The organism is Flavihumibacter sp. CACIAM 22H1, from assembly GCF_001601815.1.
GTDB lineage: Bacteria > Bacteroidota > Bacteroidia > Chitinophagales > Chitinophagaceae > Flavihumibacter.
Genome location: NZ_LUKG01000033.1, coordinates 24,382 through 38,010, shown reverse-complemented (window position 1 = coordinate 38,010; position 13,629 = coordinate 24,382). Strand labels below are relative to the sequence as shown.

General features: G+C 44.3%; 16 protein-coding genes and 1 pseudogene. 3 read left to right on the top strand and 14 right to left on the bottom strand.

Features of this window, described 5'->3' with window-relative positions; translation table 11 throughout:
* On the top strand, positions 1-2,003 hold a 2,003-nt coding region (locus tag A1D16_RS10940), incomplete at its 5' end, for an exo-alpha-sialidase (protein WP_290709402.1).
* Here A1D16_RS10940 and A1D16_RS10935 read toward each other — a convergent pair.
* The 12 genes and pseudogenes from A1D16_RS10935 to A1D16_RS10880 form a co-directional block, all read right to left on the bottom strand.
* Entirely contained in the window at positions 1,985-2,401 is a 417-nt protein-coding gene (locus A1D16_RS10935) for a type II 3-dehydroquinate dehydratase (protein WP_290709401.1), read from the bottom strand. The genes A1D16_RS10940 and A1D16_RS10935 overlap by 19 nt on opposite strands.
* A 5-nt stretch (positions 2,402-2,406) precedes the next feature.
* Positions 2,407-2,937, bottom strand: a complete 531-nt coding sequence (locus tag A1D16_RS10930; protein WP_290709400.1) for a GNAT family protein — start codon at positions 2,935-2,937, stop codon at positions 2,407-2,409.
* A 16-nt stretch (positions 2,938-2,953) separates the two neighbouring features.
* The gene (gene carA, locus A1D16_RS10925) at positions 2,954-4,063 is read right to left on the bottom strand and encodes a glutamine-hydrolyzing carbamoyl-phosphate synthase small subunit (protein ID WP_290709399.1); all 1,110 of its coding nucleotides are present in this window, start codon (positions 4,061-4,063) and stop codon (positions 2,954-2,956) included.
* A gap of 89 nt (positions 4,064-4,152) precedes the next feature.
* Positions 4,153-4,653, bottom strand: a complete 501-nt coding sequence (gene rplQ / locus A1D16_RS10920; RefSeq protein WP_290709398.1) for a 50S ribosomal protein L17 — start codon at positions 4,651-4,653, stop codon at positions 4,153-4,155.
* Positions 4,654-4,735: 82 nt separating this feature from the next.
* Positions 4,736-5,734, bottom strand: a complete 999-nt coding sequence (locus A1D16_RS10915; RefSeq protein WP_290709397.1) for a DNA-directed RNA polymerase subunit alpha — start codon at positions 5,732-5,734, stop codon at positions 4,736-4,738.
* A gap of 46 nt (positions 5,735-5,780) precedes the next feature.
* A complete protein-coding gene (gene rpsD, locus A1D16_RS10910) occupies positions 5,781-6,386 on the bottom strand; it encodes a 30S ribosomal protein S4 (RefSeq protein WP_290709396.1) in 606 nt (201 codons plus the stop codon).
* Positions 6,387-6,516: 130 nt separating this feature from the next.
* A complete protein-coding gene (gene rpsK / locus A1D16_RS10905; RefSeq protein WP_150847492.1) occupies positions 6,517-6,918 on the bottom strand; it encodes a 30S ribosomal protein S11 in 402 nt (133 codons plus the stop codon).
* Positions 6,919-7,028: 110 nt separating this feature from the next.
* A pseudogene (gene rpsM / locus A1D16_RS10900) lies at positions 7,029-7,410 on the bottom strand (30S ribosomal protein S13).
* A 57-nt stretch (positions 7,411-7,467) separates the two neighbouring features.
* A complete protein-coding gene (gene ykgO, locus A1D16_RS10895; protein ID WP_014220631.1) occupies positions 7,468-7,584 on the bottom strand; it encodes a type B 50S ribosomal protein L36 in 117 nt (38 codons plus the stop codon).
* A 10-nt stretch (positions 7,585-7,594) separates the two neighbouring features.
* Positions 7,595-7,813 (bottom strand): translation initiation factor IF-1, encoded by a 219-nt coding sequence (infA, locus tag A1D16_RS10890; RefSeq protein WP_234863970.1) that lies wholly within the window; start codon positions 7,811-7,813, stop codon positions 7,595-7,597.
* A gap of 594 nt (positions 7,814-8,407) precedes the next feature.
* Entirely contained in the window at positions 8,408-8,803 is a 396-nt protein-coding gene (locus tag A1D16_RS10885) for a hypothetical protein (protein WP_290709395.1), read from the bottom strand.
* A 75-nt stretch (positions 8,804-8,878) separates the two neighbouring features.
* Positions 8,879-10,036: a homogentisate 1,2-dioxygenase gene (locus A1D16_RS10880; RefSeq protein WP_290709394.1), complete on the bottom strand. Its 1,158-nt coding sequence runs from the start codon at positions 10,034-10,036 to the stop codon at positions 8,879-8,881.
* 174 nt (positions 10,037-10,210) lie between these two features.
* On the opposite strand from A1D16_RS10880, the gene A1D16_RS10875 reads away from it, so the two are divergent.
* Both A1D16_RS10875 and A1D16_RS10870 read left to right on the top strand, forming a co-directional pair.
* Positions 10,211-10,714 carry a metallophosphoesterase family protein gene (locus A1D16_RS10875; RefSeq protein WP_290709393.1) on the top strand — a complete coding sequence of 168 codons (504 nt, stop codon included), beginning with the start codon at positions 10,211-10,213 and terminating at the stop codon, positions 10,712-10,714.
* A gap of 61 nt (positions 10,715-10,775) precedes the next feature.
* Positions 10,776-11,921: a histidinol-phosphate transaminase gene (locus tag A1D16_RS10870; protein ID WP_290709392.1), complete on the top strand. Its 1,146-nt coding sequence runs from the start codon at positions 10,776-10,778 to the stop codon at positions 11,919-11,921.
* 77 nt (positions 11,922-11,998) lie between these two features.
* Here A1D16_RS10870 and A1D16_RS10865 read toward each other — a convergent pair whose 3' ends face one another.
* Both A1D16_RS10865 and A1D16_RS10860 read right to left on the bottom strand, forming a co-directional pair.
* Positions 11,999-12,466 (bottom strand): hypothetical protein, encoded by a 468-nt coding sequence (locus tag A1D16_RS10865; protein ID WP_290709391.1) that lies wholly within the window; start codon positions 12,464-12,466, stop codon positions 11,999-12,001.
* A gap of 23 nt (positions 12,467-12,489) precedes the next feature.
* Positions 12,490-13,593, bottom strand: a complete 1,104-nt coding sequence (locus A1D16_RS10860) for a hypothetical protein (RefSeq protein WP_290709390.1) — start codon at positions 13,591-13,593, stop codon at positions 12,490-12,492.
* Positions 13,594-13,629 lie beyond the last annotated feature (36 nt).

Here is a 13,629-nt window from a genome sequence, read left to right as displayed (position 1 = left end):
ATTCTCTTACCGCCTGGGTGGCTGTGATGGGGCATTTATACAGCACCAATAAAGAACGGGGTATCTACAAAACGATGGATGGCGGCATTACCTGGAAACAAACTCTTTTTGTCGACGAACATACCGGGGCAATTGATCTTCAGCTAAATCCACAGCAGCCCAACGAATTGTACGCAGCCATGTGGTACAGAAACCGCAAAGCCTGGAATTTTGAAGAAGCCGGACCAACCAGTGGCATATATAAGTCTGTCGATGGTGGTTCAACCTGGCAACTGATCAGCGGAGCAGGTGCTGGTTTTCCAACAGGTCCGGGTACCGGGAGGATCGGGTTGGCCGTTTATCCCCCCTCGCCTGCAACCATATATGCCGTGGTAGATAACCAGGACGAACGAATAGGCACAGAAAAAGCCAATGACTCCACTTACCAGTTATCGGATTTTAAAGCCCTTACCAAAGCCGCTTTTCTACAACTGGATACGGCCAAACTCACTAAATTTTTACGAGCTAACCGCGTACCTTTCCCTTACACGGCTGCCCGGTTAACACAGTTGGTAGAGCTCGATTCAATTGCCCCAACAGCCCTCTATAACTATTTGTTTGTAGATGATGGGTTTCAAAATAAATCGGTAAAAGGTTGTGAAGTGTACCGGTCCTCGGATGCCGGAAAAACCTGGACAAAAACCCACCAACAGCCTATTGACAATTACAGTAGCTATGGGTACTATTTTGGGAAAATCTATGTATCACCGATGAACCCTGAAAAAGTATTTATTCTTGGCATTGACCTGATGGTTTCGGAAAATGGCGGTAAAACCTTTACGAGCATTGACAAACCTAATGTTCACTCCGATCATCATGCACTTTGGATTAATCCGCTTGGCGACAACCATATTATCAATGGCAACGACGGAGGTTGTAATATCAGTTACGACAAGGGAGAAGCCTGGTTTAAAGTGCAAACACCAGCTGTGGGACAATATTATGCCATTACAGTAGACAATGCCAAGCCTTATAATGTCTACGGTGGATTACAGGATAACGGAAGCTGGTATGGCCCCTCCAATCATAAAGAATCGGCCTACTGGATGGAACGCGGAGAATATGCCTATAAGCGATTAGGAGGTGGAGATGGCATGCAGGCACAAGTAGATAACCGAACCAATCAGCTGGTGTACTCCGGTTCTCAATTCGGTTACTATACGCGGATTGACCTTCACAGCAAAGAAAGAAAAATGATTCGTCCCACTCATCGCATGGGAGAATTTCCCCTTCGCTTTAACTGGCAAACTCCCATCCTGCTCAGCAGTCATAACCAGGATATACTTTATTATGGATCCAACAAATTCCACCGTTCTCTAAACCGGGGCGATCAGTTGCAGACGATGAGTGGAGACCTCAGCAAGGGCGGAAAAACCGGCGACGTTCCTTTTGGAACCATTACAACCATTACAGAATCGCCGCTTCGTTTCGGATTAATTTACATTGGTACCGATGACGGAACCATTCAATTGACAAAAGATGGGGGAACTACCTGGACGATGCTTGGGAAACCCGCTAAAAAAAATCCTGGATTACCGCAGGACCTATACGTATCAAGGGTTGTAGCCAGCAAATGGAAAGAAGGACGGGTGTATGTTTGTTTAAACGGATACCGGGATGATCATTTCACCGCCTATGTTTTTATGAGTGAGGACTTTGGTCAAAGTTGGAAACAACTGGGAAAAGAGCTTCCCCCCGAACCGGTAAATGTAATTCGGGAAGATCCTAAAGAACCCGCTATTTTATACCTTGGTACAGATGGAGGCGTGTATGCAAGTCTGGACGGTGGCAATCGATTTCATGCATTTACAAAAGACCTGCCCGTATCCATTCCGGTACATGACCTGGCGATCCAGGAAGAAGCCAATGAGCTGGTGGTTGCTACACATGGACGCAGTATATATATTGGCTCTCTCAAGCCTGTACAGGACCTGCTGAAAAAAGATCAGGGTAAGAAAAACTGAACAGCCAGTTCATAGCCTTTGAGGCCTAAGCCGGCGATCGTTCCTTTTGCCTTGGCGCTTACGTGAGAAATTTTGCGAAAATCTTCGCGCGCATGTACATTGCTGATATGAACCTCAATAACGGGCGATTCTATCGCAGCAATGGTATCGCCCAGGGCAACAGAGGTATGGGTGTAACCACCTGGATTCAGGATAATACCGTTTACACCATATCCGAAAGATTGTAATGCATTGATTAATTCACCTTCCACGTTGGATTGAAAATAGGAAAAATTTATAGCCGGATATTTTTCTACCAGCCCGGCATAAAAACTCTCAAAGTCCTGGGCACCATAGATGCCGGGTTCCCGTTTACCCAATAAATTCAAATTGGGACCATTTATAATTGCAATTTTCATAGTATTCAATTATCTAACAGTAAAGAGTAAACGAAAAGGCTGACTCGTTTCCCGTCTTTTAGTTCATAATCGCGCAGCAATCCTTCCTGTTGAAAGCCTGCTTTTTCCAATACGTTGCAACAGGGCTTATTTGCAGTTTCTACCTGTGCTTCAATTCTGTGGAGGTTAAACAACACAGACAACTGCTGGATAAAAGCCGGCAGAACCTGGGTTAGGATACCTTTTCCCTGGAATGCAGGAAGCAGCCAAAATCCAATTTCAATACGCTGGTGCCGGGGCTGATAGTAATACCCTGTAATAACCCCAATTGGTTCCAGCGTCTTTTGCAGGACAATTTTCCAGCTTACGCCCGTTTTTTCTGCCCAAATCCGCTCATAAAAATCCATCTGCTCTTTGGTGGCGTCAAAGGAATTATAGGAAACGCCGTAATACTTAATTACCGCGGGGTCACTTAACCCTCGAAAAATAAATGCCTGATCGATGGGTTGAATAGCATTCAGCAGATAATCACCAATATGAAGTGCTGGTAATTCCATCTGCTGAATGTACGATTTAATTTTTCGAGCTACGGATCATTCCAATGAAGTCGTCGAACAGGTAGCGGCTATCATGCGGGCCAGGTGTACTTTCCGGGTGATATTGAACAGAGAATGCGGGTTTACCTTTTACCCGGATACCTTCGATCGATTGATCATTGAGGTTAACATGGGTAATTTCAATATGATCTGCTTTCCGAACCGCTTCGGGGTCAACCCCAAAGCCGTGGTTTTGGGTAGTGATTTCGCACTTACCGGTAACCAGGTTTTTAACCGGGTGGTTCAATCCACGGTGCCCGTGGTGCATTTTAAAGGTTGGGATTCCATTAGCAAGCGCTAATAACTGGTGCCCGAGGCATATTCCGAAAAGGGGTTTTTCGGTCTTAAGAATTTGTTGAACAGTAGCTACCGCATAATCCATTGGCTCAGGATCACCAGGACCATTGCTTATAAAATAGCCATCCGGACGGAACTGCTGCAATTCTTCAAAGCTGGTTTTTGCAGGATATACGCGCACGTAAGCACCCCGGTCTACCATGCATTGTAAAATATGTCGCTTAACACCATAATCCAGCACGGCAATACGGATTGCACTAGCAGGATCTCCCATTTCGTAGGTTTGAGTGGTACTAACTACGCTAGCCAGTTCAAGGCCCGCCATGGAAGGCACTTCACCCAGTTGCCTTTTTAATTCATTGATATCAAAAATCTCGGAGGAGATGATACAGTTCATAGCACCTTCGGTACGAACTTTAGCGGTAAGCGCACGGGTATCTACTCCTTCAATAGCAACTATCTTATTTTCTTTCAGGTATTCATCAAGAGAGCCTTTTGCAAGGCGTCTGCTGAACTGTTCTTCCAGGTTTCGGCTGATAATTCCACGAACTTTTACAGAGTCGGATTCAATATCCTGGTCTTTTACCCCATAGTTTCCAATATGAACCGTGTTCATAATAATTACCTGTCCATAATAACTGGGATCGGTGAATACTTCCTGGTAGCCGGTCATCCCGGTATTAAAACACAATTCTCCGGTGGTGGTACCGATTTTACCAAAAGCTTTACCGTAGTGAACCGAACCATCCGCCAGAACGAGGACAGCTTTTTGTTGTGGAACTTGTTGCATGTTTATTGGAAAAAGTTTTGCAAATATCTGTAAAAAAAAGGCAGAATGGAAAACCATTCTGCCTTGTATTGAAAATCAATCATTCATCCTTATTCAGCCGCTTTTTCAGGGGTTGATTCAGTGGCTGCTTCGGCAGCAGGTGCATCAGCTTTTGATTCAGCCGCTTTTTTGCTACCACGACGTGTTCTCTTAGCAGGTTCAGCTTTGGCTTCGGTTGCTTTTCCGTACACTTCGTTAAAGTCTACCAATTCAATCAATGCCTGTTCAGCATTATCACCCGGGCGAGCGCCGAGTTTCAGGATACGGGTATAACCACCGGGGCGACCGCCAACTTTTTCAGCTATGGTACCGAATAGTTCGGTAACAGCTTCTTTGTTCTGCAGGTAGCTGAATACTACCCGACGATTATGAGTATCGTTTGATTTTGCTTTAGTGATCAATGGCTCGATGTACACACGCAGGGCTTTTGCTTTTGCAAGCGTAGTAACAATACGTTTGTGTTCAATCAGGTTGATACTAAGGTTAGCCAGTAGGGCTTCTCTGTGGGCTTTTTTACGACCCAGGTTGTTGATTTTGTCTCCGTGACGCATGACTTGTTGTTTTAGAGCTGCACCGTGTCAGGAATTGCAGCCTTTTTAATAGTAAGTAAGAGTATAATAGCTCTGTTCCTGCTTAATCTTCTTTATCAATGCCGAGTTTAGCGAGGTCCATTCCGAAGCTAAGTCCACGCTCATGTAAAACCTGCTCAATTTCAGCCAGTGATTTCTGTCCGAAGTTGCGGAATTTCATAAGGTCTTCCTGTTCGTATTGAACCAATTCGCTCAGAGAATTGATTTTAGCAGCTTTAAGGCAGTTGAAAGCGCGAACACTCAGGTCGAGATCTTCCAATGGCGTTTTCAGCACCTTGCGCAATTGCAGGGTTTGTTCGTCCACCAGGTCTTCTTTTTTCTCTTCCTTATTATCGAAGGTGATGTTTTCGTCTGTAATGATCATCAGGTGTTGAATCAGGATACGACTTGCCTGTTTAACCGCTTCTTCCGGATGGATGGTTCCATCGGTAGCTACATCCATGATCAATTTTTCGAAATCGGTTCTTTGTTCCACCCTTGTATTTTCCACGCTGTATTTTACGTTTTTGATAGGCGTATAAATAGAGTCGATAGGAATAAATCCAAGAGGAGCATCTTTCTGCTTGTTTTCTTCTGCAGGAACATATCCGCGGCCTTTACCGATAGTAAGTTCGATTTCCAGTTTAGCGGATGGATCCATGGTACAGATCAGCTGCTCCGGGTTCATAATCTGGAAACTTTGTGTACCTTCCTGGATCATACCTGCAGTAAATTCGCTTTTTCCTTTAACGTGCAGTACAATCTTTTCGTTGGTAACTTCTGTATCCACTACCTTCTTAAAGCGAACTTGCTTAAGGTTCAGGATGATATCAGTCAGATCTTCTGTAACCCCTTTGATGGTAGCAAATTCATGTTCAGCCCCTTCAATTCTGATACCCACGATCGCAAAACCTTCCAATGAGCTGAGTAATACCCGGCGAAGGGCATTTCCAATGGTTACACCATAACCTGGCTCAAGGGGACGGAATTCGAATTGTGCTTCAAAATCATTTGCTTTCTGCAAAACGATTTTGTCGGGTTTCTGAAAGTTTAAAATGGCCATTTGTATGTTCGATTTACGTTTTGTATGGGTTATTAACTAGCCTCTATTACTTAGAGTACAATTCAACAATCAGTTGTTCCTTGATGTTTTCAGGAACACTTTCCCTTTCAGGGTAGGTGATGAATGTACCGGTCATAGTAGTTTCATTCCAGTCGATCCAGCTGAATTTCTGATTTTTTCCGCGAACCTGGCTGGTAAGACCTGTTTTTCCGTCAGATCCAGGCTTGAAGGTAATGATATCTCCTGCTTTTAACTGAAAAGAAGGAACATTCACTACCTCACCATTTACCATGATATGTTTATGGCTAACCAGCTGACGGGCAGCAGGACGGGAAGGAGCAATACCCATGCGGTAGACAGTGTTGTCCAGACGGGCTTCCAGCAACTTGATGAGGTTTTCACCAGTAACGCCTTTACGACGGGAAGCTTCTTCAAAAGTTCTGCGGAACTGTTTTTCCAATACACCGTAGGTATATTTTGCTTTTTGCTTTTCGCGGAGCTGCAGGGCATATTCTCCCAGGCTCTTACGTTTACGGGCAGCACCATGCTGACCGGGAGGATTGCTGTTTTTGTTCAGCCATTTTCCATTTCCCAGGATGGGCTCACCGAAGATTCTTGAAATTTTGGTCTTTGGACCAGTGTAACGTGCCATATCAACTTGATTTTTTAGTTGCGGTGTACAATCGGTAAAAATCTAAAATTAATTGTACACCCATGTTAGAAAATACAAAATCCGAAACCCAAAGCCGGTTAAGCCTTGGGTTTCGGTATATAAAAAACGATTAAACGCGGCGTTTTTTCGGAGGACGACAGCCATTATGTGGTAATGGGGTAACGTCTTTGATCTGTACCACTTCAATGCCAGACTGGCTAAGTGAACGGATAGCTCCTTCACGGCCAGATCCCGGACCTTTAACAAATACATCTACACGCTTTAAACCGGCATCCAGAGCGGTTTTAGCGGCATCTGCAGCAGCCATCTGAGCAGCATAAGGAGTGTTCTTTTTAGAACCCTTGAAGCCCATTTTACCGGCAGAAGACCAGGAAATAACCTGACCATTCTTGTTGGTCAATGAAATGATAATGTTGTTGAATGTGGCAGAGATATGGGCATCACCATACGCATCTACCTTCACAATTCTTTTCTTGGCAGCGGCTTTAGCGCTGTTCTGTTGTTTTGCCATTACTTGATAATGAGGTAATCTTTTACAAATATTCCTGATTCACCTGAATCCGGACGGCTTCGCTCCTCCCCCCTCCTAAGACCTGGATCCGGTAGCGAAAGCACTATGTCTTATTTCTTAGGAGCTTTTTTCTTACCAGCAACTGTTCTACGTTTTCCTTTACGGGTACGGCTGTTGGTCTTAGTACGCTGACCACGAAGCGGTAACCCTTTACGGTGACGTAAACCACGGTAGCAGGCGATATCAAGCAAACGCTTGATGCTCATCTGAACCTCAGAGCGCAACTGGCCTTTCTACTTTAAGTTCATCGGTAATGAAGTTACGGATAGCCGCAAGTTCTTCATCATTCCACTCATGCACTTTCTTATCATGACTGATTCCAGCCTGATCAAGAATTTGCTTGGCGGTAGAACGACCGATTCCGAAGATGTAGGTCAGGCCTATTTCGCCTCTTTTGTTTTTTGGTAAGTCAACACCGGCAATACGAGCCATAATCTGATTCTATTTTCAATTTTACGAATGACGACTGTTTGGTTAAGCAACCAGGAATTACCCTTGTCTTTGCTTATAGCGCGGATTTTTCTTGTTAATCACATACAGCCTTCCTTTCCGACGCACTATTTTGCAATCGGCGCTGCGCTTTTTAATGGATGCACGAACTTTCATGATGCTATTATTATTTATACCTAAAAATAATCCTACCCCTGGTTAAATCATATGGACTCATTTCCACTCCTACCTTATCACCCGGTAGAATTCGGATATAATGCATCCTCATTTTACCTGAGATTGTAGCCAGAATTTCATGTTCATTCTGGAGTTTCACCTTGAACATTGCGTTCGAAAGTGCTTCAACAATAATTCCATCCTGTTTAATGAGTGCTTGTTTTGCCATACAGATTTTGGGAGCGCAAAGATAGTATTAATATTAGTTAAAATGAAAAAAATGGCGATTTTTTCCCCATTTTATTGAAAATCTTGCATTTAGGAGGCAAAAATAGGGAAAAAGGGGGAAAGAGGGAAGGGTAAAGGAGAAAGGAAGAAGCCAGCGCCCGGCAACCTGTTTTGCTGGCTTATTGACAACCCGGCTTATTATTTATAGTAGTTAAGCGCTGATCGGACAAGCAAAAAATGTCCTGCCAACTGCTGACTTCTAAGATCAACTATTGATTTCTATAGGTTATTCTTACCCAGTCGGGTAATACAACAATGCATCACTAATTATAAAACTGCACTTTATTTAACTGCGCTGGTTTCAAATCTGTCCACGAAGCCTGCCAACAAATGAACCAAGTGCATCAGCTATAACCTGGTACCACGCTCGAAAATCAACCCCGGATAACATTATTTAAAAAATTCACCACCTCACCATTGTTGGGTGCTCCGCAAATACGCGATTTTATCAGTGCATCCGGGGTTTTTTAGTCCACCTTTTCTCCCTCTTTGCTTCTTCCTTCTCCATTTCCGCAGTTTCCTTCCCCCAACTCCCCTACCTTCCCAATTCCACCTTGGTCATATCGTAATAGTGATTCTGTAGCTCATGAACATGAATAGGTTGTTTGATATGGCGGCGGTCTTCGCGATACCAGATTTCAAAATCGCTAAAGCCGCCGGCTTCATTCTGCAGAATCCGAAAAGGGCCTTTTTTATATTTTACCCAGCCATCACCAGGAATTTCCTTCTCAAAACCAAATTTCATCAGTTGGGATTCATCCAAAGGAATCGGCTTTAAATCCTCCGGTTTAAACCAAAACTCCTGTACTTCTGTCTGTACGCAGACTTCCTTATCCTCCCGGTTAATATCACTTACAATTCCTTCCCATAATTCTCCTTCATACTCAGCCAAAACATAGTCTCCTGGTTTGATTTGATTGAACTTAATCATATGGCAGATATTTTAGTAGTAATATAAGAAAAAAGGGTATAACCCGCATAGGAAACCAGAAAACGCTGCTTCCCTCTACTCCGCCCAACTCATCACATACCCTTCATTTTCCAGTTCCAGGGCGGTGGTGGTAAGTTGGAGAGGATGAAAGGTATCCACCATCACGGCCAACTCGCCGGTTTCTTTTTTGCCGATGCTTTTCTCCACTGTTCCCGGGTGCGGACCATGCGGAATGCCGGCAGGATGCAGGGTTAACATGCCCCTGGTCACATTTTTACGGCTCATAAAATCACCGTCCACGTAATAGAGCAGCTCATCGCTATCAATATTGCTGTGATTGTATGGAGCAGGAATAGCTTGCGGGTGATAATCGTATAAGCGGGGTACAAAAGAACAGACTACAAAATTGGCCGCCTCAAAGGTCTGGTGTACCGGAGGAGGCTGGTGCACCCGTCCGGTGATCGGTTCAAAATCATGAATGCTGAGAATATAGGGATAACAGTATCCATCCCATCCCACTACGTCAAAGGGATGATGTCCATAGTGCAGCCCGTATAAAATTCCTTTTTTCTTGGTCTTGATCACAAAATCCCCGGGCTCGTCGATGGTAAGCAGGTCCTGGGGAGTACGAATATCGCGTTCACAAAAAGGTGCATGCTCCAGTAACTGGCCATATTTTGAAAGATACCGTTTAGGATAACGGATGGGGCTAAACGACTCTACAATAAACAGCCGGTTCTCCGGGGTATCAAAACTTATCTGGTAAATGGTGCCTCGGGGGATATGTATATAATCGCCATAACCAAATGGAAGTTTTCCATATTGGGTAACCAGTTCGCCCTTTCCCTCATGAATAAAAATCAGCTCGTCGGCGTCCGCATTTTTAAAAAAGTACGCCATAGCCCCCTTCCCGGGTGCTGCCAGCACCACCTGGCAGTCCTGGTTTACGAGAATAGGTTTTCTGCTCTGCAGGTAATCCTGTTCGGGTTTTAACCGAAACCCTTCAAAACTCCTGTGCCGCAACATTTTTTCTTCCGCAATTACCGGCTGAACAGAAACCGGCGCATCTGTACGGATGATCTGTGTTGGTGGATGGCAATGATATAAAATTGAATAGTCATTAGAAAAACCTTCCGTGGAAAAAAGCTGTTCAGCATATAAAGAGCCATTCGGCTTACGAAATTGTGTATGACGTTTGTGGGGAATTGTTCCCAGTTTATGATAATGTGGCATTGTATAATTTTTTGGATTGAACAAGTATGATTTCAGCTATCACTAGCATTATCCATAGCCAGGCTCACCAATAGAAAAACATATTTCCATCGGCGTTTATCGATGCACCAGGTAAAATTTCTAAAAAAAGGCATAGCAATCTGGCACCTAAAGTACAAAATCCTACTTTTACTGATGACGAGAATCGGGCTATTATCAGATACTCATGGCTTTCTGGACCCGCAGGTATTCCGGCATTTTAAAGAATGCCATGAAATCTGGCATGCGGGAGATTTTGGCAACGCAGTGTTATTGGAAGACCTAAAAACACAAGCGGGGGTGCCAGTTAGGGGCGTTTATGGAAATATTGATGGGCAGGACATACGGTCGATCTATCCGGAGGACAATGTTTTTGAATGTGAAGGTATCACTGTTCTCATGAAACATATCGGCGGGTATCCTGGCAGGTATGCGCCAGGGGTAAAAAACAGGATACAGGCGCTTGGTGCCCGGTTATTTATCGCCGGCCATTCCCATATTTTAAAAATCCAGTACGATCAGCAGCTTAAATGCCTGCATATTAACCCTGGTGCAGCGGGCAAACAGGGCTGGCATAAAATGCGGACCCTCGTGCGTTTTTCTATCAACCAGCAAACTATCCAGGATTGCGAGGTAATTGAATTGGGCAAAAAAACATGATCTGCTAAAATCTTCGTAACTTATCCTGCATTCAACATTCACCATTCACTATTCTGCACCTATGTCCCAAAACCGTCGAACCTGGCTAAAGCAATCTGCTTTTGCAGCCCTGGGAATCACTGTATCTCTCAACAGCCTGGGTGGCGAAGACTACCTGCCAAAGGATTTGCGCACCTTGCTTCCCGATCCTAAAGCCGGCTTAGTAAATCTTGGCTCCAATGAAAATCCTTATGGCCTATCGCCGCTGGCCAAAAAAGCCATCAGCGACCTGATTAATTCTTCGCATCGCTACCAGTACAATATTCCGCATGTGCAGTTATTCAAAAAACAGCTGGCAGATTACCTGGGTGTTACAACAGATCATTTGCTGCTGACACCGGGATCCGGCGAGGGATTGAATTTGCTGGCCAGGCATTATTCCAAAGGCAATCTTGTAACCGCCAATCCTACTTTTGGTATTCTTCCCAATACGGCCAAGAAAATAGGGGTACAGGTAAAAGAAATACCGCTCGACAACCAGAAAGTGCATGATTTACCTGCCCTGTTGCAGGCCATTGACAGCAATACGGCACAAGTGTATATATGCAACCCGGCAAACCCAACAGGTACCGTGCTGCATCCGGATGCTCTTCGATCATTTTGTGAGGAAGCCAGTAAACGCACCGTGGTTACCCTTGATGAAGCCTACCTCGAATTTCTTGATCCACCTTTTAACCAGTCTATGTTACCCCTGGTATTGAAAGGGAATAAAAACATTGTCATTCTCCGAACTTTTTCCAAAATACATGCCATGGCAGGCTTACGGGTTGGCTATATACTGGCGGACCCTGCAACAATCAATGAGCTGAAGGAAAATTATTTTGGAAATAGTAATTTCTGTATGAGTGCTTTATCGCTTACGGCAGCTATGGCCAGTTTAAAAGACCCGGCACACAGTACTACCTCAAAAAAACTAAATGCCGCAGCCCGCCAATATACGCAGGATGCCCTAAAAAAAGCGGGATTTGATTTTATTCCCTCCTCTACTAATTTTATTTATTTCAACCTCAAAAATTACCAGGGCGACTTTGCAGCTGACATGCTGGCCAAAAACATTGTGCTTCGGTCGAGCGAACAACCCGATGGCAAATGGGGCCGGGTAAGTATAGGCACTTTGGAAGAAATGAAAATTTTTATAAAAACCATGGAAACCATGCGTTTTAGCTAAAATGCCTGGCACCCGCATAAAATAAGCCCCTGCTCAATCAAAAGCAGGGGCCATTAATACATTACCTGTATACCTACTTAGTTGGCTAACCAACCTCTTCCCAACTCTTCGCGGAAAGGCCAGGGAACCAATAATAACAGCAACAATAAGGCAGCCACCAATAAACCAAATGCCTTTTTATGTTCTGCTGGGCCGGCAGATGAGGGTTTACCCTTGCCTCTGGCCACCGTAATCAGGGCAATTACTACCAGCATTCCGACAAAATGCTCTACTGCAAAAAAACGTTCTGCCGAGGTTTTCATCACTTCGCCAAACCCTTTTGCCTGGATCAGCTTTAAGCCCCAGGGCCCAGCCACCCATTGGTACAACCCGATTAGGAGTGTAATATGTGCTGAGATCATTAGAAACAGATCTACTTTCCGGTCGGTGCCGGAGTAAGAAAGTTTTTTGTTCATGCCTGTAAAATGCCGGTAAATGGCCACCAATAACAGGATAAGGATAATCCATCGTAAAAAGCTGTGCAAATGTAATAGTCCGGTGTACATATTTATTGGTTTTGATGTTTGAGTTAGTCGACCCAGTCAGCTACAAATATATTCGTATCGCGCGTACCACCATTATTCCGGTTACTGCAAAAAACAATTTTTTTACCGTCATAACTAAACATGGCAAATGCATCGAAGCCTTTATCTCTGCTAATTTTTACCTGGTTTTTGCCATTTTCATCGAGTTTGTACAAATTAAAGGGAAAGCCTCTTTTATATTCATGGTTGGACGCAAAGAGAATTTGTTTGCTGTCTGGCATAAATACAGGCGCCCAGTTTGCTTGCCCCAAAGCTGTAATCTGCTGAATATTGGTACCGTCAGCATTGGCGGTAAATACTTCCATATTTGTTGGTGCCACCAGGTGCTCCTTCAACAATTCTTTATAAGACGTTATTTCTTCGGGCGTTTTTGGCCGGCTTGCCCGCCAGATTATTTTTTTCCCATCCGGGCTAAACCAAGCTCCGCCATCGTAGCCCACTGCAGTTGTAATTCGCTTTTCCTTGCCTGATTTAAGGTCCATGATATACAATTCCAGGTCGCCATCTTTATCGCTGGTATAAATCATTTTTTTTCCATCAGGCGATATCGTTGCCTCCGCATCATACCCCTTTGCATGTGTCAACTGCCGAACTATTACGCCGTTGGTGTCTGCCAGGAAGATATCATACGACTCGTATAAAGGCCATATATAGCGATTGCCGTATTTGGAACGGTCTGGAACAGGGGGACAATCTTTCGCATTCAGGTGCGTAGATGCGTACACAAAATGTTTACCATCCGGCAACCAGTAGGCACAGGTTGTGCGGCCGCTTCCGGTACTAACCAGTTTGGGCGTAAATTTTTCATCCGCGCGGGTTGGGATCTTTCCAATATAAATCTGATCACAGGGAATCCCTTCCTTAGGGTTGGTTTTCTGAAAAATCAGGTATTTCCCATCATAACTGAAATAAGCCTCCGCATTATCGCCTCCAAAAGTCAACTGGCGAAGATTTTTGAAATGGGTTTCCTCGGGATAGTGTAAGGTATCTGACAGTGTAGTAATGGGCCTATAAGCAGCTTCCGCGCCTCCTTTATTACCGGAAAATAAGGCCAGGGCACCCGCCAGCATCCAGGAAATTGATAACATATACGTACAAATTTACCCGGCAAATGTATTGGTATA

Coding starts and splice junctions, on each gene's coding strand:
- A1D16_RS10935 (WP_290709401.1), bottom strand. CDS start 2,401: ATGAAAATTGCAATTATAAATGGTCCCAATTTGAATTTATTGGGTAAA.
- A1D16_RS10930 (WP_290709400.1), bottom strand. CDS start 2,937: ATGGAATTACCAGCACTTCATATTGGTGATTATCTGCTGAATGCTATT.
- carA (WP_290709399.1), bottom strand. CDS start 4,063: ATGCAACAAGTTCCACAACAAAAAGCTGTCCTCGTTCTGGCGGATGGT.
- rplQ (WP_290709398.1), bottom strand. CDS start 4,653: ATGCGTCACGGAGACAAAATCAACAACCTGGGTCGTAAAAAAGCCCAC.
- A1D16_RS10915 (WP_290709397.1), bottom strand. CDS start 5,734: ATGGCCATTTTAAACTTTCAGAAACCCGACAAAATCGTTTTGCAGAAA.
- rpsD (WP_290709396.1), bottom strand. CDS start 6,386: ATGGCACGTTACACTGGTCCAAAGACCAAAATTTCAAGAATCTTCGGT.
- rpsK (WP_150847492.1), bottom strand. CDS start 6,918: ATGGCAAAACAACAGAACAGCGCTAAAGCCGCTGCCAAGAAAAGAATT.
- ykgO (WP_014220631.1), bottom strand. CDS start 7,584: ATGAAAGTTCGTGCATCCATTAAAAAGCGCAGCGCCGATTGCAAAATA.
- infA (WP_234863970.1), bottom strand. CDS start 7,813: ATGGCAAAACAAGCACTCATTAAACAGGATGGAATTATTGTTGAAGCA.
- A1D16_RS10885 (WP_290709395.1), bottom strand. CDS start 8,803: ATGATTAAGTTCAATCAAATCAAACCAGGAGACTATGTTTTGGCTGAG.
- A1D16_RS10880 (WP_290709394.1), bottom strand. CDS start 10,036: ATGCCACATTATCATAAACTGGGAACAATTCCCCACAAACGTCATACA.
- A1D16_RS10875 (WP_290709393.1), top strand. CDS start 10,211: ATGACGAGAATCGGGCTATTATCAGATACTCATGGCTTTCTGGACCCG.
- A1D16_RS10870 (WP_290709392.1), top strand. CDS start 10,776: ATGTCCCAAAACCGTCGAACCTGGCTAAAGCAATCTGCTTTTGCAGCC.
- A1D16_RS10865 (WP_290709391.1), bottom strand. CDS start 12,466: ATGTACACCGGACTATTACATTTGCACAGCTTTTTACGATGGATTATC.
- A1D16_RS10860 (WP_290709390.1), bottom strand. CDS start 13,593: ATGTTATCAATTTCCTGGATGCTGGCGGGTGCCCTGGCCTTATTTTCC.